Origin of the sequence: Bacillus mycoides (assembly GCF_000832605.1) — a bacterium.
Taxonomy (GTDB): domain Bacteria; phylum Bacillota; class Bacilli; order Bacillales; family Bacillaceae_G; genus Bacillus_A; species Bacillus_A mycoides.
This window is the reverse complement of the sequence record NZ_CP009692.1, coordinates 200,514-222,912: the sequence shown is the minus strand read 5'-3', so window position 1 is coordinate 222,912 and position 22,399 is coordinate 200,514. Positions and strand designations below refer to the sequence as shown.

Below are 22,399 nucleotides of genomic sequence, written 5' to 3'. Positions count from 1 at the left end.
TTGAAAGGTCTAGACTTGAGGGGAGTCTAGACCTTTTTTGCGTCTTCAGAAAATCTTAAGGATTTCCGAGCGTTTTTCTTCAGAAGTTTTCTTATAATAGAAGTTAGGGATTAAAAAAGTGATGGGGGAGATAGTATGGCCGGGGAAACGATACTTGTCGTAGATGATGAAAAAGAAATTAGGAACCTTATTACAATTTATTTAAAGAACGAAGGATATAAAGTACTGCAAGCAGGGGACGGAGAAGAAGGGTTACGTATATTAGAAGAAAATGAAGTGCACTTAGTCGTATTAGATATTATGATGCCGAAAGTAGATGGTATTCATATGTGTATGAAAGTAAGGGAAGCGAAGGAAATGCCGATTATTATGCTTTCGGCAAAAACGCAAGATATGGATAAAATTTTAGGATTAACAACAGGTGCAGATGATTATGTAGCAAAACCGTTTAACCCGTTAGAGTTAATCGCAAGAATTAAATCGCAGCTACGTCGTTATATGAAAATGAATGGCTTTGCTATTCAAAATGAGGACGAGTTAGAAATTGGAGAGATGAAAATAAACATCTCCACTCATACAGTCATTGTGGATGGAGAAGAAGTGAAACTGACCCCGAGGGAATTTTCAATTTTAGAATTACTAGTCCGTAATCCGGGGATGGTCTTTAGTGCGGAACAAATTTATGAAAAGGTTTGGAACGAAAGATCTTTCCAGTCGGATAACACGGTAATGGTTCATATTCGGAAAGTGCGTGAAAAGATTGAGGAGAATCCAAGGAAGCCAATATATATAAAAACAGTATGGGGAGTGGGGTATAAGATTGAAAAAGATATTTAATCCATTTACTTATGTTAGGAAAATTCGAGAATTAATTGGAAAGATAGTGAAGAGTGTGAAACGGAGTATACGAATTCAACTTATTACTGCGTTTACTGCTTGTGCGTTGTTAGGGATTTTGTCAGCGAAGGCAGCAGCACCGTTTTTTGAGAATGCGAATCGAGAGGCGACGATCGATTATCGGGTTGGTATGGAACAAATTAATCAACAAGCTCAAAGCGTGGCAAGTAGTTCAGTTCATGAAAATAAATTAGAAGCTATATCAACTATGATTGAAATAGAGAATCAAAATTTAGAACAAAACTCTAGAGCTTTAAAAGTATTGGTCACTGACGAGAGCGGTAAAGTTTTATATAAAACGAAGCAGGCGCAAGAAGAGCAAATTGATTTGCATAATACAATTCGTAATGCATCATCGTTTGCGATTAATTATATGAATGGTAGAAAAGAATTTGAAAGTACGAGAAAAGAATTTATAGCTTTTGCACCTATTACAATAGAAGATAAGAATTTATACATGTTTGTTAGTGGGATTCCAGAAGGTGAAGTAATATATGATACGCAAGAAGGACCGTTTCCGTTTTTCATAGGTGTACTTGTATTTATTTTCTCTTTCTTCTATATAACAAAGAGAAAGATGAAGCAAATTGAAGCGATGGCACAAGGTGTAAAGGAAATAGAAAAAGGAAACTTAGCGTACCGTATTGAGAAAAAAGGTGAAGATGAGATTGCGTCTTTAACTGAGAATATTAATAATATGGCGGAAGAGCTTATGAATAATATAGAAAAGGAACGTAAATTAGAGAAGCAAAAGAATGAGCTTATTACGAATGTATCACACGATTTACGTACACCACTGACTTCTATAATGGGTTACTTGCGATTACTTCGAGATTCTAAATATGAAAATAAAGAACAACATGATGAGTATACGAGAATTGCTTTTGCAAAGTCGGAGCAGTTAAAGAATTTAATAGAAGATTTATTTGAGTATACGAAGTTAACGAATGAACAAGTTGTATTAGAAAAACAGGAAGTGTGTGTAAATGAGTTACTTGATCAATTAATAGAAGAGTTAGTACCACAAGCGGAAGAGCATGGCCTTATGTTTGTTAAGAAGTTTCCTGAGGAACGTGCATATGCGATGATTGATTCGGAAAAGATGGTCCGTGTATTCGACAACTTACTAATGAATGCAATTAAGTATAGTAAAGATGACGGAGAGATAAAAGTTTCTCTTCAAAGGCAGCGCAGGAATATACAAATTGTTATTGCGAATCATAGTGAAGAGTTTACGAGAGAAGAGTTAGGGAACTTGTTTGAACGGTTTTATAAGAAAGATCAATCTAGAAGTAGAGTAACAGAAGGTTCGGGGCTCGGATTAGCTATTGCGAAAAGTATTGTTGAGTTGCAAGGTGGTAGTATTCGAGCTGAGTATGAGGACGGGATCGTTCAGTTCATCGTTTCATTACCAATTATAGAAAAATAATAAATGAATAGAATGTTATAGGATAAAAAGGCTTATTTTAAAAGGGATAAGCCTTTTTATATTTTTTTAGAAAAACATATTGACGATTAGAGTTTAGAGGTGTAATATAGAACAAGTCGCCGATAGCAACAACGCAGAAAGCGACAAAAGAAATAAAAAAACTTGGTTGACATTGAAATATGAAAATGTTAACATAAGGGAGTCGCAAATGAGCGACAGACAAGTTCTTTGAAAACTGAACGAAACAAACAACGTGAACGTCAATTTTTATTTTTAGATGCTAGACAAACTAACTTTATTGGAGAGTTTGATCCTGGCTCAGGATGAACGCTGGCGGCGTGCCTAATACATGCAAGTCGAGCGAATGGATTAAGAGCTTGCTCTTATGAAGTTAGCGGCGGACGGGTGAGTAACACGTGGGTAACCTACCCATAAGACTGGGATAACTCCGGGAAACCGGGGCTAATACCGGATAATATTTTGAACTGCATAGTTCGAAATTGAAAGGCGGCTTCGGCTGTCACTTATGGATGGACCCGCGTCGCATTAGCTAGTTGGTGAGGTAACGGCTCACCAAGGCGACGATGCGTAGCCGACCTGAGAGGGTGATCGGCCACACTGGGACTGAGACACGGCCCAGACTCCTACGGGAGGCAGCAGTAGGGAATCTTCCGCAATGGACGAAAGTCTGACGGAGCAACGCCGCGTGAGTGATGAAGGCTTTCGGGTCGTAAAACTCTGTTGTTAGGGAAGAACAAGTGCTAGTTGAATAAGCTGGCACCTTGACGGTACCTAACCAGAAAGCCACGGCTAACTACGTGCCAGCAGCCGCGGTAATACGTAGGTGGCAAGCGTTATCCGGAATTATTGGGCGTAAAGCGCGCGCAGGTGGTTTCTTAAGTCTGATGTGAAAGCCCACGGCTCAACCGTGGAGGGTCATTGGAAACTGGGAGACTTGAGTGCAGAAGAGGAAAGTGGAATTCCATGTGTAGCGGTGAAATGCGTAGAGATATGGAGGAACACCAGTGGCGAAGGCGACTTTCTGGTCTGTAACTGACACTGAGGCGCGAAAGCGTGGGGAGCAAACAGGATTAGATACCCTGGTAGTCCACGCCGTAAACGATGAGTGCTAAGTGTTAGAGGGTTTCCGCCCTTTAGTGCTGAAGTTAACGCATTAAGCACTCCGCCTGGGGAGTACGGCCGCAAGGCTGAAACTCAAAGGAATTGACGGGGGCCCGCACAAGCGGTGGAGCATGTGGTTTAATTCGAAGCAACGCGAAGAACCTTACCAGGTCTTGACATCCTCTGAAAACTCTAGAGATAGAGCTTCTCCTTCGGGAGCAGAGTGACAGGTGGTGCATGGTTGTCGTCAGCTCGTGTCGTGAGATGTTGGGTTAAGTCCCGCAACGAGCGCAACCCTTGATCTTAGTTGCCATCATTAAGTTGGGCACTCTAAGGTGACTGCCGGTGACAAACCGGAGGAAGGTGGGGATGACGTCAAATCATCATGCCCCTTATGACCTGGGCTACACACGTGCTACAATGGACGGTACAAAGAGCTGCAAGACCGCGAGGTGGAGCTAATCTCATAAAACCGTTCTCAGTTCGGATTGTAGGCTGCAACTCGCCTACATGAAGCTGGAATCGCTAGTAATCGCGGATCAGCATGCCGCGGTGAATACGTTCCCGGGCCTTGTACACACCGCCCGTCACACCACGAGAGTTTGTAACACCCGAAGTCGGTGGGGTAACCTTTATGGAGCCAGCCGCCTAAGGTGGGACAGATGATTGGGGTGAAGTCGTAACAAGGTAGCCGTATCGGAAGGTGCGGCTGGATCACCTCCTTTCTATGGAGAATTGATGAACGCAGTTCATCAATAAACGTTGACTTGTTTTGTTTCGTTCAGTTTTGAGAGAACTATCTCTCAAGTTTAAATGTATGTTCTTTGAAAACTAGATAACAGTGTAGCTCATATTTTTTTAATTTTAGTTTGGTTAAGTTAGAAAGGGCGCACGGTGGATGCCTTGACACTAGGAGTCGATGAAGGACGGGACTAACGCCGATATGCTTCGGGGAGCTGTAAGTAAGCTTTGATCCGAAGATTTCCGAATGGGGAAACCCACTATACGTAATGGTATGGTATCCTTACCTGAATACATAGGGTATGGAAGACAGACCCAGGGAACTGAAACATCTAAGTACCTGGAGGAAGAGAAAGCAAATGCGATTTCCTGAGTAGCGGCGAGCGAAACGGAATCTAGCCCAAACCAAGAGGCTTGCCTCTTGGGGTTGTAGGACATTCTATACGGAGTTACAAAGGAACGAGGTAGACGAAGCGACCTGGAAAGGTCCGTCACAGAGGGTAACAACCCCGTAGTCGAAACTTCGTTCTCTCTTGAATGTATCCTGAGTACGGCGGAACACGTGAAATTCCGTCGGAATCTGGGAGGACCATCTCCCAAGGCTAAATACTCCCTAGTGATCGATAGTGAACCAGTACCGTGAGGGAAAGGTGAAAAGCACCCCGGAAGGGGAGTGAAAGAGATCCTGAAACCGTGTGCCTACAAATAGTCAGAGCCCGTTAATGGGTGATGGCGTGCCTTTTGTAGAATGAACCGGCGAGTTACGATCCCGTGCGAGGTTAAGCTGAAGAGGCGGAGCCGCAGCGAAAGCGAGTCTGAATAGGGCGTTTAGTACGTGGTCGTAGACCCGAAACCAGGTGATCTACCCATGTCCAGGGTGAAGTTCAGGTAACACTGAATGGAGGCCCGAACCCACGCACGTTGAAAAGTGCGGGGATGAGGTGTGGGTAGCGGAGAAATTCCAATCGAACCTGGAGATAGCTGGTTCTCCCCGAAATAGCTTTAGGGCTAGCCTTAAGTGTAAGAGTCTTGGAGGTAGAGCACTGATTGAACTAGGGGTCCTCATCGGATTACCGAATTCAGTCAAACTCCGAATGCCAATGACTTATCCTTAGGAGTCAGACTGCGAGTGATAAGATCCGTAGTCAAGAGGGAAACAGCCCAGATCGCCAGCTAAGGTCCCAAAGTGTGTATTAAGTGGAAAAGGATGTGGAGTTGCTTAGACAACTAGGATGTTGGCTCAGAAGCAGCCACCATTTAAAGAGTGCGTAATAGCTCACTAGTCGAGTGACTCTGCGCCGAAAATGTACCGGGGCTAAATACACCACCGAAGCTGCGAATTGATACCAATGGTATCAGTGGTAGGGGAGCGTTCTAAGTGCAGTGAAGTCAGACCGGAAGGACTGGTGGAGCGCTTAGAAGTGAGAATGCCGGTATGAGTAGCGAAAGACGGGTGAGAATCCCGTCCACCGAATGCCTAAGGTTTCCTGAGGAAGGCTCGTCCGCTCAGGGTTAGTCAGGACCTAAGCCGAGGCCGACAGGCGTAGGCGATGGACAACAGGTTGATATTCCTGTACCACCTCTTTATCGTTTGAGCAATGGAGGGACGCAGAAGGATAGAAGAAGCGTGCGATTGGTTGTGCACGTCCAAGCAGTTAGGCTGATAAGTAGGCAAATCCGCTTATCGTGAAGGCTGAGCTGTGATGGGGAAGCTCCTTATGGAGCGAAGTCTTTGATTCCCCGCTGCCAAGAAAAGCTTCTAGCGAGATAAAAGGTGCCTGTACCGCAAACCGACACAGGTAGGCGAGGAGAGAATCCTAAGGTGTGCGAGAGAACTCTGGTTAAGGAACTCGGCAAAATGACCCCGTAACTTCGGGAGAAGGGGTGCTTTCTTAACGGAAAGCCGCAGTGAATAGGCCCAAGCGACTGTTTAGCAAAAACACAGGTCTCTGCGAAGCCGTAAGGCGAAGTATAGGGGCTGACACCTGCCCGGTTGCTGGAAGGTTAAGGAGAGGGGTTAGCGTAAGCGAAGCTCTGAACTGAAGCCCCAGTAAACGGCGGCCGTAACTATAACGGTCCTAAGGTAGCGAAATTCCTTGTCGGGTAAGTTCCGACCCGCACGAAAGGTGTAACGATTTGGGCACTGTCTCAACCAGAGACTCGGTGAAATTATAGTACCTGTGAAGATGCAGGTTACCCGCGACAGGACGGAAAGACCCCGTGGAGCTTTACTGTAGCCTGATATTGAATTTTGGTACAGTTTGTACAGGATAGGCGGGAGCCATTGAAACCGGAGCGCTAGCTTCGGTGGAGGCGCTGGTGGGATACCGCCCTGACTGTATTGAAATTCTAACCTACGGGTCTTATCGACCCGGGAGACAGTGTCAGGTGGGCAGTTTGACTGGGGCGGTCGCCTCCTAAAGTGTAACGGAGGCGCCCAAAGGTTCCCTCAGAATGGTTGGAAATCATTCGTAGAGTGCAAAGGCATAAGGGAGCTTGACTGCGAGACCTACAAGTCGAGCAGGGACGAAAGTCGGGCTTAGTGATCCGGTGGTTCCGCATGGAAGGGCCATCGCTCAACGGATAAAGGCTACCCCGGGGATAACAGGCTTATCTCCCCCAAGAGTCCACATCGACGGGGAGGTTTGGCACCTCGATGTCGGCTCATCGCATCCTGGGGCTGTAGTCGGTCCCAAGGGTTGGGCTGTTCGCCCATTAAAGCGGTACGCGAGCTGGGTTCAGAACGTCGTGAGACAGTTCGGTCCCTATCCGTCGTGGGCGCAGGAAATTTGAGAGGAGCTGTCCTTAGTACGAGAGGACCGGGATGGACGCACCGCTGGTGTACCAGTTGTTCTGCCAAGGGCATAGCTGGGTAGCTATGTGCGGAAGGGATAAGTGCTGAAAGCATCTAAGCATGAAGCCCCCCTCAAGATGAGATTTCCCATAGCGTAAGCTAGTAAGATCCCTGAAAGATGATCAGGTTGATAGGTTCGAGGTGGAAGCATGGTGACATGTGGAGCTGACGAATACTAATAGATCGAGGACTTAACCATATAATATGAAGCGATGTTATCTAGTTTTGAAGGAATATACCTTCATCAGTTTGGTGATGATGGCAGAGAGGTCACACCCGTTCCCATACCGAACACGGAAGTTAAGCTCTCTAGCGCCGATGGTAGTTGGGACCTTGTCCCTGTGAGAGTAGGACGTCGCCAAGCAACTTTAAGACGAGTCAGAATGACTCGTCTTTTTTGTGTTTAATGAAATAAGCTTGTTATTAATGGCTCAAGAAATCCATTGATAACAAGCTTATTTGTTTAAAAATAAATGTATTTATCTAGTATGGACTTCCGGTAAAATCGTTATTTATCATAGCTTCACTTTGTTTTTTACATCGATAAGCTTAAAACGTTCGCAAACGAGCAGCATATCTTCAGAAAAACTAAGACCAAGTTCGCTTAGTTCCTTTGTAAAGAACTGTATATGGGTGTCTCTCCAGTAATTATAAGTAAGATCGCCTTCACCCTCAGCTACAGCAAATTCTTCAGTCACTTCATTCATTGGCATTATAGTTACTTCTATTGTCTTGATAATAGCTACAGGTTCATCCTGACTATTGAGTACAATACTATAATCGTTAGTTGTTGGTAGTGGTTCATTTTCTAATTCGTAAAAAATATGGCCCGAGCATGTTGCGGTTTTCACACCATCAATGACTAATTGAGCGAGATAATCAGGAGAATCACCAAATTGCCAAGCTGTAACAGATTCTGGTTTTTTATTGTTTCCCCAATAAGTATCCCAATATGATTGTGCTAATGGATTCATTTGTATATTTACCTCGCTTTAATTTTTTTATAAGCTTTGAGCAACTTGCTTATTTGTAATAGTTTTGTAGTCATATAAAATCTGGGTTGTTGTATTACGGATTAATACAAGTAATACGCTGAAGGAATATGGTTTATAAACTTGTTCTGTCCATTTATGACCATTTTCCCCGTAGACGCCCATATTAATAGACGGGATGTTCAATTTTCGAATTGTTTCGTATGGTAATGGATATAGTTGTTATGTAGTCTATTTGTGATTTGGGCTGCAATAAAGTTAGGGTCAATGCCCGATCACCTACACGTACTTCGCTTCCATAAATATAGAAACAAGGAAGAAGTGATGTATAGCAAAGGAGTGAGAACATTAGTTCTATCGTGGTGTAATGGGTAGACTCAATCAATTGAGGTGCTTATTTTTACTTCAGCATATGTGTATAAAGAAGAAATGCTATTACTAGGTTCGGATTTCAAATATAGCTTTTAACGTTACATATTTTAATGAAGTGTTGTTTAAAGGTAAAGAATATTCTGGTTATTAATATTGATCTATTATCCACTATGCCACATTGAAGTGAGTAATACTAGAGGTGAAATAGATAAAAACCGATATTCCTTGAATATCGGTTTAATAATATGTGACTTATATGAAGCTATAGCAATACGAAAAGTGTAAATACAATGGCTAACAAAATACGATAATATGCAAAAGGTTTTAAACCTATCTTTTCTAAAAGCTTCAGGAAGGTTACTACCGCTAGCATTGCTACAAGAAAAGAGGTAATGAATCCTACCGCAAACATAGGAATATCATCTACACTTAAATACTTCCAACTTTTTAATAAGTCTAACCCTGTAGCTCCGGCCATTACAGGAATGGCAATGAGAAAAGAGAACTCAGATGCAGCCTTATAATTTACTTTTGCTAATAGCCCTCCAGAAATAGTAGAGCCCGCTCTAGAGAAGCCAGGATATACTGCTAAGCATTGAAATAATCCAATTGTTAATGCTTGACGGTATGTTAAATCATCTAGTGAAAAGGCGGTTGCCTCTGCTTTTTTTGCTTCTGCAAAAATCATAAGAATTGCTCCTGCTACAAGTCCGATTACGACAGTATACGGCTGAAATAAGTATGTTTTAATAACATCATGTAATAATAGGCCAACAACTACTGCTGGGAATACACCGAGAAAAACATGTAATGCATTGAATTTTTTCTCTTTCCGTAGAAGGGGTTTAATATTACATAAAGAAACAAGGCGTTTATGATATAAAATCGCGATAGCTAAAATTGCTCCTAACTGTATGACAATTTCAAACGTTTTTGCCCTTTCTCCTTCAAAACCTAATAAATGTCCGACTAATATAAGATGGCCAGTAGAAGAGATGGGTAAAAATTCAGCTAACCCTTCTACAATACCAAGTATGAAGGCAATGATAAGATCGCTCATAGTTTCACTCCTATAAATTAATGAATATCCACCCTTTTAAAATAGAATAGTGTTGTAATAAATCCGAAAATCGCTGTTACTGCAATGATGATATAAGAATACTCTGATGGATAAGTCGGTTGTAATTCGTTATTTGCTATATCTAGAGTAGCGGTCCATGGGAATAGGTCTTTATGTTTTGAATTTACGATCATAAGGTTAGTCATTGTAATAATGATTGTTAATATAATAGGCGGTACATAGGTCTTCATTACAAGAGTTAGTAGTACAATAGGTGAAGACAAAAGAAAGAGAAGTCCACCACATATTAAAAATTTTATGAGAGAGCCTAAAAGTAAGGTGATACTAAACCCAGGGAAGCTACCTATTAGCCCTAATAATAAAGTTAGCGTCCAAGCAACTAAAGTTAGCATCATGATCCAAAGGAATAGAAGGATAAACTTACTTATAATAAAGCTAATACGTGATACTGGGATAGTTAGCAAATTTTTTAATGTATCTTCCGTGTATTCACGGGTAAATAGATAAGCGATCACAACTCCATATAAGGGGAATCCTATAATTAAAGTAGTGTATAGGTTAACTTCAGTGAACAGTTGACCAAATAAAATAGTTGGAGTAGGTTGCTTTGTCTTCATGTGTATATAAGAAGCTACAACCACTAAAAATGGCGCGACACCTGCTCCGATAATACTAATCAAAAACATATTGGATCGTTTCAATTTTAATAGTTCTGTATAAAGAAGATTAACCAATTGCGCCACCCCCAACTAGTTTGGTGAAATAATCTTCTAGTCTATCTTCGCTCATCACAATTTTTAATACTTCAACATCATTACGAACTAACGTTCTATTAATGTGTCCTTGCTGTCCAAAGTGAGAATAAACGCGAATATTTCCTTCATCATGTACCTCATAATCAAAAATTTGAAAATGCTTTTCTAATAGCATCGCAGCTTTATTATCATTATTTACCTGGAATTCTATGTACTTACGATTGGCTTTACGCAGTGTATCAAGAGAAACTTCTTCTAATAACCTTCCTTCATGAATAATTCCCATACGATCGACTAGTTGTTCCACCTCAGCTAATATATGACTAGAAATGAGTATCGTTATATTTCTGTCTTGAGCTAAAGATTTAATGAGTTTTCGCATTTCTTTAATACCGATTGGATCTAGTCCGTTAGTTGGTTCATCTAGTATGAGTAGTTCAGGATAATGGAGAAGAGCACGTGCAATTCCTAAGCGTTGCTTCATTCCTAAAGAGTATTTTCCTACTAATTTTTTTGTTTCGTGCTGCAAGCCTACAATTTCTAATGCTTCTTCAATTGCATTCCTTTTGTGAACTCCAATTATCTTTGCATTAATTAATAAGTTCTCTCTTGCAGTTAAGTTTTCATAAAATCCTGGGACTTCAACGATAGAACCAATTCTTCTTAAAATTTCTTTTGGATTCCGAAGTAAATCCTCACCGAATATTTCTATATTTCCACTTGTAGGTTTTATAAGACTAAGCAGCATACGGATTGTAGTTGTTTTACCAGCACCGTTACGCCCTATGAATCCATAAATCTCTCCTTGCTGTACATTTATATTTAGATTATCTACTGACTTTTGGTTCCCATAAACTTTAGTAAGGTTTGTCGTTTTTATAATTGTATTTATAGGGGGCACCTACTTTCTATAAGTTCTTAATTACATAATAAAAAGGAAGGTTTAACTGCATATTAATCATTTCTTAACTATTTCTTAAAAGTAGTGTGTTTTGGGACGGAAAAACCAAAAGTAGTTCGTTCCCAGGGAATACTGTCAACCCATATGCTCCCACCATTTTTTTCAACGAGGGCTTTAGAAATAGAAAGTCCGAGGCCACTACCACCGTAAGAAGGATTTCTTGATTGTTCGCTGCGGTACATCCGCTTAAATACGTTTTGTAAATCATGTTTTGGAATACCGGGTCCCTTGTCCCAAATAAGAAGCTCATATTCTGTATTGGTTTCTAGTAGTTCGACTCCTACTATTTTCCCAGCTTTTCCGTGATGGATAGCGTTTTTTATTAGATTACCTATAATTCGTATAAGGCTAAGGTGATCTGCAATAATAGGGGAAGTAGATTCTGGTATGAGAACTTGTAGTTCAATGTTATGTTTTGATAGCTCGGGTAAAAATTCGATTAATACTTCTCTAGTAACTTCAGAAAAATCGAGTTCTTCTTCTTTTAATGGAAATTCATCAGCATCTAGCTTGGCCATATTAAAGATTTCATCGACCAGATGTTTTAAGTCATTCGATTTCTTATAAAGTATTTCAAGATATTCTTGCTTTTCTACTTCAGAAGCAGCGACATCATCTTTTAAAGCATCAATATATCCAATAATAGAAGTAAGTGGTGTTCGGATATCATGTGAGATATTAGATAAAAGTTGTTTTCTAGCTTCTTGGGATTTCCTTGCTTCGATCTGACCCTTTTCTAATGCAGTTATTAAGTCGTTTATTGAAAACACGATACTATTTAGTGAACGGTCGTTATTTGTGAATAGCCTCGTTTGTAAATTCCCTTTAAGTGCACGGCTTAATTTAGTAACCATCGATTCGTTGCTTTGAATAAAGTGAACTCTTGAAAAGAAAAGATATATTGTGATTATGATAAGAGCAATAAATAAAGATATTTTTACATGGTATCCCATATCTATATTTAAAAGTCCGCAAATGATAAGTTGTAATGAAATAAGAATGAGGATCTTATCATTTTTCAACCTTTTCACCTACAAACTTATAACCGATTCCCCATACAGTCTGAATGAATTTTGGATTGGAAGAATCGATTTCTATTTTCTTTCTAAGCTTTCTAATATGCACCATAACTGTATTATCATCTTCTATATAATTATCGTCCCATACATTCCGAAAGAGTTGTGTTTTCGTAAATACTTGCTCTGGGTTTGAAGCGAAGAATTTTAATAGTTCAAGTTCTTTTCCAGTTAAGTTGATTTCTTTTCCGTTCGTATGGACTGTGTATTTTTTAAAATCGATAGTTAGTCCTTTAAATGTTAAAGCTGTTTTCTCTTGTACGTTAGTGTTACTTCCAAGAACTAAAAAACGTCGCATAAGAGCTTTTACTCTTGCAACCACTTCGTGAATACTGAAAGGTTTCGTAATATAATCATCAGCACCTATGCTTAAGCCCAAAATTTTATCAACTTCGTGATCTTTAGCAGTTAGCATTAATATAGGAATGTTGGTTGTATCTCTAAGTTTTCTACACACTTCGATACCATCTACTTTCGGCATCATAAGATCTAATATAACGAGGTTGTAGTTATTTTTGTTAAATAAGCACAACGCTTCTTCGCCATTAATTGCAGTATCTACCATATATAATTCTCGTTCTAAATATCTTTTTAATAAGTCTCGAATTTCTTTATCGTCATCTGCTATAAGAATACGTATATCTTTCATATCGTCACCTGTTTCTAATAGAATGTTATTGATATTACAACTTGATAAACAAAGGGGAATAGGGAGCGGTAATAAAAAATAAAGCAACTTTCTAATTATATACTATTAATTGTTAAAATAAGGTTGCTAGTTTAGCTGAAAAGAATCAATTGTATGAGTTCGGTAAGATGGGGGAAGCGAGTCCTTTGAAATAGAGAAGTGCCTAAATTGAATAGTATTTAGAAGAATAGATTGGTAAAGAAAAGTAGACGATGGTTTCTATTTTAATGAGATCTTTGTAGGGCCTTATCTAGAGTTAAAAGAGTGCAAAGGTACTAAATTAAATTTCTTTGTAAAAAGGTATTGACGATTAGTATATAGAGGTGTAGTATAGGACAAGTCGCCGATAGCAACAACGCAGAAAGCGACAAAAGAAATAAAAAAACTTGGTTGACATTGAAATATGAAAATGTTAACATAAGGGAGTCGCAAATGAGCGACAAACAAGTTCTTTGAAAACTGAACGAAACAAACAACGTGAACGTCAATTTTTATTTTTAGATGCTAGACAAACTAACTTTATTGGAGAGTTTGATCCTGGCTCAGGATGAACGCTGGCGGCGTGCCTAATACATGCAAGTCGAGCGAATGGATTAAGAGCTTGCTCTTATGAAGTTAGCGGCGGACGGGTGAGTAACACGTGGGTAACCTACCCATAAGACTGGGATAACTCCGGGAAACCGGGGCTAATACCGGATAATATTTTGAACTGCATAGTTCGAAATTGAAAGGCGGCTTCGGCTGTCACTTATGGATGGACCCGCGTCGCATTAGCTAGTTGGTGAGGTAACGGCTCACCAAGGCGACGATGCGTAGCCGACCTGAGAGGGTGATCGGCCACACTGGGACTGAGACACGGCCCAGACTCCTACGGGAGGCAGCAGTAGGGAATCTTCCGCAATGGACGAAAGTCTGACGGAGCAACGCCGCGTGAGTGATGAAGGCTTTCGGGTCGTAAAACTCTGTTGTTAGGGAAGAACAAGTGCTAGTTGAATAAGCTGGCACCTTGACGGTACCTAACCAGAAAGCCACGGCTAACTACGTGCCAGCAGCCGCGGTAATACGTAGGTGGCAAGCGTTATCCGGAATTATTGGGCGTAAAGCGCGCGCAGGTGGTTTCTTAAGTCTGATGTGAAAGCCCACGGCTCAACCGTGGAGGGTCATTGGAAACTGGGAGACTTGAGTGCAGAAGAGGAAAGTGGAATTCCATGTGTAGCGGTGAAATGCGTAGAGATATGGAGGAACACCAGTGGCGAAGGCGACTTTCTGGTCTGTAACTGACACTGAGGCGCGAAAGCGTGGGGAGCAAACAGGATTAGATACCCTGGTAGTCCACGCCGTAAACGATGAGTGCTAAGTGTTAGAGGGTTTCCGCCCTTTAGTGCTGAAGTTAACGCATTAAGCACTCCGCCTGGGGAGTACGGCCGCAAGGCTGAAACTCAAAGGAATTGACGGGGGCCCGCACAAGCGGTGGAGCATGTGGTTTAATTCGAAGCAACGCGAAGAACCTTACCAGGTCTTGACATCCTCTGAAAACTCTAGAGATAGAGCTTCTCCTTCGGGAGCAGAGTGACAGGTGGTGCATGGTTGTCGTCAGCTCGTGTCGTGAGATGTTGGGTTAAGTCCCGCAACGAGCGCAACCCTTGATCTTAGTTGCCATCATTAAGTTGGGCACTCTAAGGTGACTGCCGGTGACAAACCGGAGGAAGGTGGGGATGACGTCAAATCATCATGCCCCTTATGACCTGGGCTACACACGTGCTACAATGGACGGTACAAAGAGCTGCAAGACCGCGAGGTGGAGCTAATCTCATAAAACCGTTCTCAGTTCGGATTGTAGGCTGCAACTCGCCTACATGAAGCTGGAATCGCTAGTAATCGCGGATCAGCATGCCGCGGTGAATACGTTCCCGGGCCTTGTACACACCGCCCGTCACACCACGAGAGTTTGTAACACCCGAAGTCGGTGGGGTAACCTTTATGGAGCCAGCCGCCTAAGGTGGGACAGATGATTGGGGTGAAGTCGTAACAAGGTAGCCGTATCGGAAGGTGCGGCTGGATCACCTCCTTTCTATGGAGAATTGATGAACGCAGTTCATCAATAAACGTTGACTTGTTTTGTTTCGTTCAGTTTTGAGAGAACTATCTCTCAAGTTTAAATGTATGTTCTTTGAAAACTAGATAACAGTGTAGCTCATATTTTTTTAATTTTAGTTTGGTTAAGTTAGAAAGGGCGCACGGTGGATGCCTTGACACTAGGAGTCGATGAAGGACGGGACTAACGCCGATATGCTTCGGGGAGCTGTAAGTAAGCTTTGATCCGAAGATTTCCGAATGGGGAAACCCACTATACGTAATGGTATGGTATCCTTACCTGAATACATAGGGTATGGAAGACAGACCCAGGGAACTGAAACATCTAAGTACCTGGAGGAAGAGAAAGCAAATGCGATTTCCTGAGTAGCGGCGAGCGAAACGGAATCTAGCCCAAACCAAGAGGCTTGCCTCTTGGGGTTGTAGGACATTCTATACGGAGTTACAAAGGAACGAGGTAGACGAAGCGACCTGGAAAGGTCCGTCACAGAGGGTAACAACCCCGTAGTCGAAACTTCGTTCTCTCTTGAATGTATCCTGAGTACGGCGGAACACGTGAAATTCCGTCGGAATCTGGGAGGACCATCTCCCAAGGCTAAATACTCCCTAGTGATCGATAGTGAACCAGTACCGTGAGGGAAAGGTGAAAAGCACCCCGGAAGGGGAGTGAAAGAGATCCTGAAACCGTGTGCCTACAAATAGTCAGAGCCCGTTAATGGGTGATGGCGTGCCTTTTGTAGAATGAACCGGCGAGTTACGATCCCGTGCGAGGTTAAGCTGAAGAGGCGGAGCCGCAGCGAAAGCGAGTCTGAATAGGGCGTTTAGTACGTGGTCGTAGACCCGAAACCAGGTGATCTACCCATGTCCAGGGTGAAGTTCAGGTAACACTGAATGGAGGCCCGAACCCACGCACGTTGAAAAGTGCGGGGATGAGGTGTGGGTAGCGGAGAAATTCCAATCGAACCTGGAGATAGCTGGTTCTCCCCGAAATAGCTTTAGGGCTAGCCTTAAGTGTAAGAGTCTTGGAGGTAGAGCACTGATTGAACTAGGGGTCCTCATCGGATTACCGAATTCAGTCAAACTCCGAATGCCAATGACTTATCCTTAGGAGTCAGACTGCGAGTGATAAGATCCGTAGTCAAGAGGGAAACAGCCCAGATCGCCAGCTAAGGTCCCAAAGTGTGTATTAAGTGGAAAAGGATGTGGAGTTGCTTAGACAACTAGGATGTTGGCTCAGAAGCAGCCACCATTTAAAGAGTGCGTAATAGCTCACTAGTCGAGTGACTCTGCGCCGAAAATGTACCGGGGCTAAATACACCACCGAAGCTGCGAATTGATACCAATGGTATCAGTGGTAGGGGAGCGTTCTAAGTGCAGTGAAGTCAGACCGGAAGGACTGGTGGAGCGCTTAGAAGTGAGAATGCCGGTATGAGTAGCGAAAGACGGGTGAGAATCCCGTCCACCGAATGCCTAAGGTTTCCTGAGGAAGGCTCGTCCGCTCAGGGTTAGTCAGGACCTAAGCCGAGGCCGACAGGCGTAGGCGATGGACAACAGGTTGATATTCCTGTACCACCTCTTTATCGTTTGAGCAATGGAGGGACGCAGAAGGATAGAAGAAGCGTGCGATTGGTTGTGCACGTCCAAGCAGTTAGGCTGATAAGTAGGCAAATCCGCTTATCGTGAAGGCTGAGCTGTGATGGGGAAGCTCCTTATGGAGCGAAGTCTTTGATTCCCCGCTGCCAAGAAAAGCTTCTAGCGAGATAAAAGGTGCCTGTACCGCAAACCGACACAGGTAGGCGAGGAGAGAATCCTAAGGTGTGCGAGAGAACTCTGGTTAAGGAACTCGGCAAAATGACCCCGTAACTTCGGGAGAAGGGGTGCTTTCTTAACGGAAAGCCGCAGTGAATACGGCCCAAGCGACTGTTTAGCAAAAACACAGGTCTCCGCGAAGCCGTAAGGCGAAGTATAGGGGCTGACACCTGCCCGGTGCTGGAAGGTTAAGGAGAGGGGTTAGCGTAAGCGAAGCTCTGAACTGAAGCCCCAGTAAACGGCGGCCGTAACTATAACGGTCCTAAGGTAGCGAAATTCCTTGTCGGGTAAGTTCCGACCCGCACGAAAGGTGTAACGATTTGGGCACTGTCTCAACCAGAGACTCGGTGAAATTATAGTACCTGTGAAGATGCAGGTTACCCGCGACAGGACGGAAAGACCCCGTGGAGCTTTACTGTAGCCTGATATTGAATTTTGGTACAGTTTGTACAGGATAGGCGGGAGCCATTGAAACCGGAGCGCTAGCTTCGGTGGAGGCGCTGGTGGGATACCGCCCTGACTGCATTGAAATTCTAACCTACGGGTCTTATCGACCCGGGAGACAGTGTCAGGTGGGCAGTTTGACTGGGGCGGTCGCCTCCTAAAGTGTAACGGAGGCGCCCAAAGGTTCCCTCAGAATGGTTGGAAATCATTCGTAGAGTGCAAAGGCATAAGGGAGCTTGACTGCGAGACCTACAAGTCGAGCAGGGACGAAAGTCGGGCTTAGTGATCCGGTGGTTCCGCATGGAAGGGCCATCGCTCAACGGATAAAAGCTACCCCGGGGATAACAGGCTTATCTCCCCCAAGAGTCCACATCGACGGGGAGGTTTGGCACCTCGATGTCGGCTCATCGCATCCTGGGGCTGTAGTCGGTCCCAAGGGTTGGGCTGTTCGCCCATTAAAGCGGTACGCGAGCTGGGTTCAGAACGTCGTGAGACAGTTCGGTCCCTATCCGTCGTGGGCGCAGGAAATTTGAGAGGAGCTGTCCTTAGTACGAGAGGACCGGGATGGACGCACCGCTGGTGTACCAGTTGTTCTGCCAAGGGCATAGCTGGGTAGCTATGTGCGGAAGGGATAAGTGCTGAAAGCATCTAAGCATGAAGCCCCCCTCAAGATGAGATTTCCCATAGCGTAAGCTAGTAAGATCCCTGAAAGATGATCAGGTTGATAGGTTCGAGGTGGAAGCATGGTGACATGTGGAGCTGACGAATACTAATAGATCGAGGACTTAACCATATAATATGAAGCGATGTTATCTAGTTTTGAAGGAATATACCTTCATCAGTTTGGTGATGATGGCAGAGAGGTCACACCCGTTCCCATACCGAACACGGAAGTTAAGCTCTCTAGCGCCGATGGTAGTTGGGACCTTGTCCCTGTGAGAGTAGGACGTCGCCAAGCAAAAACCTAAGTCGTTTCGACTTAGGTTTTTTTGTGTTTATTTTTATTTACCGAAGGTTAAAATCCATAAATTTAATAACCCTGAAGATGAAAAAAAGAATGAAATAGAAACGGTATAAAATAAAATTCGGATGATAAAGTAATACGTTTAAATATAAATTGAAGGTAAGGATTTCCTTTTTATGTTAATTTAGTTGTCGAATGAACAATAATGTTTTGATTTAATATGAAAAGGTTATGTAAAAAAGAGCTGGATGGCTATTTTTCGCATAACCTTTTTGTGGTTTTAAAGGATTTTACCTAAGAAAAAATCTATAATTAAGGTAGTTAACATATATTTTTTGATGGGTGTGGGGGATTATGAAAGAAATATGCATGTTATTAGTGGCTGTTATATTATGGGGAACAGCCATTGCACCAACGAAATGGGCATTAGAATCCATTCAACCGTTTACTTTGTTATTTATTCGTCTTTTCTTTGCGGGTGGGATTTGTATGCTTTTCTCATTTAACGAACTACAAAAAGTAGTTATACATAAACATATTCCATGGAAAAGAATGAGTTTACTGTCTTTTACTGGTGTAGCTGGGTACTTTATGTTCACATCCTATGGTATTTCTTTAACAAGTGGATTACATGTTAGTATTATTGATGCTGCATTGCCATTAGTTACAATTCTTTTTTCAGCGTTCTTTCTGAAAGAGAAAATTCAGATGGATTATTGGATCGGAATTATGTTGGGCGCTATAGGAGTGCTCTTTATTACAATTCCATCTAGCGATACTAATCAAGAGGTGTCTTTAATAGGAGATATACTTATTTTATTAAGTACCTTTTTATTTGCGTTCTACACAGTTTTGTTAAAACGGCCAAAACAAGAACGACGTTTATCTAATAAAGTTTTCACTACAGTAACACTAATGATAGGTGCAGCTATTGTGTTGCCATTTGCAATGATAGAAATTTTTTACTACGGTTTCCCAAAAATCGAAACAGGGAAGATTGGATTTAGTGTAGTATACCTTGTTATTGGGGCAACAATTTTAGCATATTGGTTCTGGAATAAAGCGCTAGAGACGGTCTCAGCATCAATAAGTGGACTGTACTTAAATGGATTGCCGTTAATAAGTATCATTACTTCAATTATCCTATTAAATGAATCTCTGACATGGAAGATAATAATGGGAGGGAGTCTAGTTTTAATTGGAGTAGGATGGGCGGATAAGCAAAAGTTACGTAATCTATTAAAGGGTAATAAAATGGATAGTAGGGACTGTTAAATTGTATGTTTTATATAGTTTAAATGTTAAAAAGATACCTCATATATATGTATAAGGTATCTTTTTATATTTAGCGAAGATAATGGACTTAAATTAGTAGGGATATTCTTTGTTATATCTATATGTATCGAAATCTTTTTGAAATATTGTTTTGACGAGCTGTATACATTCATCATCATAAAAGCTTTCAAAAGTCGGGTGACGAGGGAATAAAGGATCAGTAATATCGGCATCGCTGAAATTCCCTTTATAAATCATGGCAGGGGTTTGATGATGCCATGATGTTGAAAACTCATTTATCGGTGCAGGTTTTAATTCGAAACGTTTTTCTAATTCTTTCATTTCCTGATCGAAATTTTCTAAGTATATATAATTGGTTACATACTCTTCTTCACCTGCTATATATTGTTGTGTAAAGTGAGCGTTAATATCATTTGCATGAGCACCTTTAGTAAATAGGTAGTATAAAAATTGTTTGAATGAGATTCCTTTAGGAGAATTTTCATTTTGATATAAAAACTTTCGAATGGGTTTCCATTCTTCATTTTCTACATAAGGAGGTGCAATTAAGGACACGAAAGAACTGACTGCTCTTCTAAACGGATTGCGAACCAGTTTGAAAGTTTCCTTTTGTTTATCTCGTAGTGCTACACTCAGCCGTATATTATAGGCCGGTGTACTTTTGTATATTTCATATTCGAAATTATGGATGAAGGGGTGATAGTTTAAAGCTGTTTGTAATAAATCAATCTGGTAAAAAAACCACTTAGCAAGGGAAGTACAACCACTTTTTTGACTCCAAAATAGAATGAGAGGAAAGTTTCTATGATAGTGTGGGCTTCTTGCATTAGTACTAATGATGTGTAATAAGGAAGGATCCAACAATTGATGCACTCCTTTCATGTATCTTGATTATATATACATATGTAAAATAAAGATGAGGTATGAGTGTGTGGAATTTTTTTGTAGAAAATGAAAAAGAAATGTTGACTATTATTATATAGGGGTGTAATATAGAACAAGTCGCCGATAGCAACAACGCAGAAAGCGACAAAAGAAATAAAAAAACTTGGTTGACATTGAAATATGAAAATGTTAACATAAGGGAGTCGCAAATGAGCGGCAAACAAGTTCTTTGAAAACTGAACGAAACAAACAACGTGAACGTCAATTTTTATTTTTAGATGCTAGACAAACTAACTTTATTGGAGAGTTTGATCCTGGCTCAGGATGAACGCTGGCGGCGTGCCTAATACATGCAAGTCGAGCGAATGGATTAAGAGCTTGCTCTTATGAAGTTAGCGGCGGACGGGTGAGTAACACGTGGGTAACCTACCCATAAGACTGGGATAACTCCGGGAAACCGGGGCTAATACCGGATAATATTTTGAACTGCATAGTTCGAAATTGAAAGGCGGCTTCGGCTGTCACTTATGGATGGACCCGCGTCGCATTAGCTAGTTGGTGAGGTAACGGCTCACCAAGGCGACGATGCGTAGCCGACCTGAGAGGGTGATCGGCCACACTGGGACTGAGACACGGCCCAGACTCCTACGGGAGGCAGCAGTAGGGAATCTTCCGCAATGGACGAAAGTCTGACGGAGCAACGCCGCGTGAGTGATGAAGGCTTTCGGGTCGTAAAACTCTGTTGTTAGGGAAGAACAAGTGCTAGTTGAATAAGCTGGCACCTTGACGGTACCTAACCAGAAAGCCACGGCTAACTACGTGCCAGCAGCCGCGGTAATACGTAGGTGGCAAGCGTTATCCGGAATTATTGGGCGTAAAGCGCGCGCAGGTGGTTTCTTAAGTCTGATGTGAAAGCCCACGGCTCAACCGTGGAGGGTCATTGGAAACTGGGAGACTTGAGTGCAGAAGAGGAAAGTGGAATTCCATGTGTAGCGGTGAAATGCGTAGAGATATGGAGGAACACCAGTGGCGAAGGCGACTTTCTGGTCTGTAACTGACACTGAGGCGCGAAAGCGTGGGGAGCAAACAGGATTAGATACCCTGGTAGTCCACGCCGTAAACGATGAGTGCTAAGTGTTAGAGGGTTTCCGCCCTTTAGTGCTGAAGTTAACGCATTAAGCACTCCGCCTGGGGAGTACGGCCGCAAGGCTGAAACTCAAAGGAATTGACGGGGGCCCGCACAAGCGGTGGAGCATGTGGTTTAATTCGAAGCAACGCGAAGAACCTTACCAGGTCTTGACATCCTCTGAAAACTCTAGAGATAGAGCTTCTCCTTCGGGAGCAGAGTGACAGGTGGCGCATGGTTGTCGTCAGCTCGTGTCGTGAGATGTTGGGTTAAGTCCCGCAACGAGCGCAACCCTTGATCTTAGTTGCCATCATTAAGTTGGGCACTCTAAGGTGACTGCCGGTGACAAACCGGAGGAAGGTGGGGATGACGTCAAATCATCATGCCCCTTATGACCTGGGCTACACACGTGCTACAATGGACGGTACAAAGAGCTGCAAGACCGCGAGGTGGAGCTAATCTCATAAAACCGTTCTCAGTTCGGATTGTAGGCTGCAACTCGCCTACATGAAGCTGGAATCGCTAGTAATCGCGGATCAGCATGCCGCGGTGAATACGTTCCCGGGCCTTGTACACACCGCCCGTCACACCACGAGAGTTTGTAACACCCGAAGTCGGTGGGGTAACCTTTATGGAGCCAGCCGCCTAAGGTGGGACAGATGATTGGGGTGAAGTCGTAACAAGGTAGCCGTATCGGAAGGTGCGGCTGGATCACCTCCTTTCTATGGAGAATTGATGAACGCAGTTCATCAATAAACGTTGACTTGTTTTGTTTCGTTCAGTTTTGAGAGAACTATCTCTCAAGTTTAAATG

General features: G+C 42.6%; 10 protein-coding genes, 7 rRNA genes and 1 pseudogene. 10 read left to right on the top strand and 8 right to left on the bottom strand.

Annotated elements, in window-relative coordinates; genetic code table 11:
- The first annotated feature begins 135 nt into the window (after nucleotides 1-135).
- The 5 genes from BG05_RS02895 to rrf (BG05_RS02875) all read left to right on the top strand — a co-directional run bounded on the left by BG05_RS02895 (nucleotide 136) and on the right by rrf (BG05_RS02875) (nucleotide 7,407).
- Nucleotides 136-837, top strand: a complete 702-nt coding sequence (locus BG05_RS02895) for a response regulator transcription factor (protein WP_002029454.1) — start codon at nucleotides 136-138, stop codon at nucleotides 835-837.
- Nucleotides 821-2,326, top strand: coding sequence for a sensor histidine kinase (locus tag BG05_RS02890; RefSeq protein ID WP_016126477.1), 1,506 nt, complete (start codon nucleotides 821-823; stop codon nucleotides 2,324-2,326). Before BG05_RS02895 ends, BG05_RS02890 begins: the two co-directional genes overlap by 17 nt.
- 295 nt (nucleotides 2,327-2,621) lie before the next feature.
- Nucleotides 2,622-4,173 (top strand): 16S ribosomal RNA (locus BG05_RS02885).
- A gap of 146 nt (nucleotides 4,174-4,319) precedes the next feature.
- Nucleotides 4,320-7,242 (top strand): 23S ribosomal RNA (locus tag BG05_RS02880).
- 49 nt (nucleotides 7,243-7,291) lie between these two features.
- A 5S ribosomal RNA gene (gene rrf / locus BG05_RS02875) occupies nucleotides 7,292-7,407 on the top strand.
- Together the 16S, 23S and 5S rRNA genes form the textbook arrangement of a ribosomal RNA operon.
- Before the next feature lie 151 nt (nucleotides 7,408-7,558).
- Here the strand turns inward: rrf (BG05_RS02875) and BG05_RS02870 are convergent.
- The 7 genes and pseudogenes from BG05_RS02870 to BG05_RS02845 form a co-directional block, all read right to left on the bottom strand.
- On the bottom strand, nucleotides 7,559-8,017 hold the full coding sequence (locus tag BG05_RS02870; protein WP_002124849.1) for an ASCH domain-containing protein: 459 nt from the start codon (nucleotides 8,015-8,017) through the stop codon (nucleotides 7,559-7,561).
- 27 nt (nucleotides 8,018-8,044) lie between these two features.
- Nucleotides 8,045-8,245: pseudogene (locus BG05_RS30990) on the bottom strand (peptidase M20); the annotation flags it as partial.
- A 424-nt stretch (nucleotides 8,246-8,669) separates the two neighbouring features.
- The gene (gene bacA / locus BG05_RS02865; RefSeq protein WP_002124850.1) at nucleotides 8,670-9,467 is read right to left on the bottom strand and encodes an undecaprenyl-diphosphate phosphatase; all 798 of its coding nucleotides are present in this window, start codon (nucleotides 9,465-9,467) and stop codon (nucleotides 8,670-8,672) included.
- Between the two features lie 17 nt (nucleotides 9,468-9,484).
- The gene (locus BG05_RS02860) at nucleotides 9,485-10,222 is read right to left on the bottom strand and encodes an ABC transporter permease (RefSeq protein ID WP_002124852.1); all 738 of its coding nucleotides are present in this window, start codon (nucleotides 10,220-10,222) and stop codon (nucleotides 9,485-9,487) included.
- Complete coding sequence (locus tag BG05_RS02855; RefSeq protein ID WP_002124853.1) at nucleotides 10,215-11,144, bottom strand: ABC transporter ATP-binding protein; 930 nt, start codon at nucleotides 11,142-11,144, stop codon at nucleotides 10,215-10,217. Before BG05_RS02855 ends, BG05_RS02860 begins: the two co-directional genes overlap by 8 nt.
- Nucleotides 11,145-11,212: 68 nt before the next feature.
- On the bottom strand, nucleotides 11,213-12,226 hold the full coding sequence (locus BG05_RS02850) for a sensor histidine kinase (RefSeq protein WP_033733713.1): 1,014 nt from the start codon (nucleotides 12,224-12,226) through the stop codon (nucleotides 11,213-11,215).
- Nucleotides 12,216-12,929, bottom strand: coding sequence for a response regulator transcription factor (locus BG05_RS02845; protein ID WP_002170136.1), 714 nt, complete (start codon nucleotides 12,927-12,929; stop codon nucleotides 12,216-12,218). Before BG05_RS02845 ends, BG05_RS02850 begins: the two co-directional genes overlap by 11 nt.
- A gap of 558 nt (nucleotides 12,930-13,487) precedes the next feature.
- Here BG05_RS02845 and BG05_RS02840 point away from each other — a divergent pair.
- The 4 genes from BG05_RS02840 (at nucleotide 13,488) to BG05_RS02825 (ending at nucleotide 19,554) form a co-directional block, all read left to right on the top strand.
- A 16S ribosomal RNA gene (locus BG05_RS02840) occupies nucleotides 13,488-15,039 on the top strand.
- A gap of 146 nt (nucleotides 15,040-15,185) precedes the next feature.
- Nucleotides 15,186-18,108, top strand: a 23S ribosomal RNA gene (locus tag BG05_RS02835).
- Between the two features lie 49 nt (nucleotides 18,109-18,157).
- Nucleotides 18,158-18,273 (top strand): 5S ribosomal RNA (rrf, locus tag BG05_RS02830).
- Nucleotides 18,274-18,633: 360 nt separating this feature from the next.
- Nucleotides 18,634-19,554 carry a DMT family transporter gene (locus BG05_RS02825; protein ID WP_033729644.1) on the top strand — a complete coding sequence of 307 codons (921 nt, stop codon included), beginning with the start codon at nucleotides 18,634-18,636 and terminating at the stop codon, nucleotides 19,552-19,554.
- 93 nt (nucleotides 19,555-19,647) lie between these two features.
- On the opposite strand, the gene BG05_RS02820 is transcribed toward BG05_RS02825, so the two are convergent.
- Entirely contained in the window at nucleotides 19,648-20,439 is a 792-nt protein-coding gene (locus BG05_RS02820; protein WP_002139383.1) for a sulfotransferase family 2 domain-containing protein, read from the bottom strand.
- Nucleotides 20,440-20,756: 317 nt separating this feature from the next.
- Between BG05_RS02820 and BG05_RS02815 the strand changes: the two genes are divergently transcribed.
- A 16S ribosomal RNA gene (locus BG05_RS02815) occupies nucleotides 20,757-22,308 on the top strand.
- The last annotated feature ends 91 nt before the right edge of the window (nucleotides 22,309-22,399 follow it).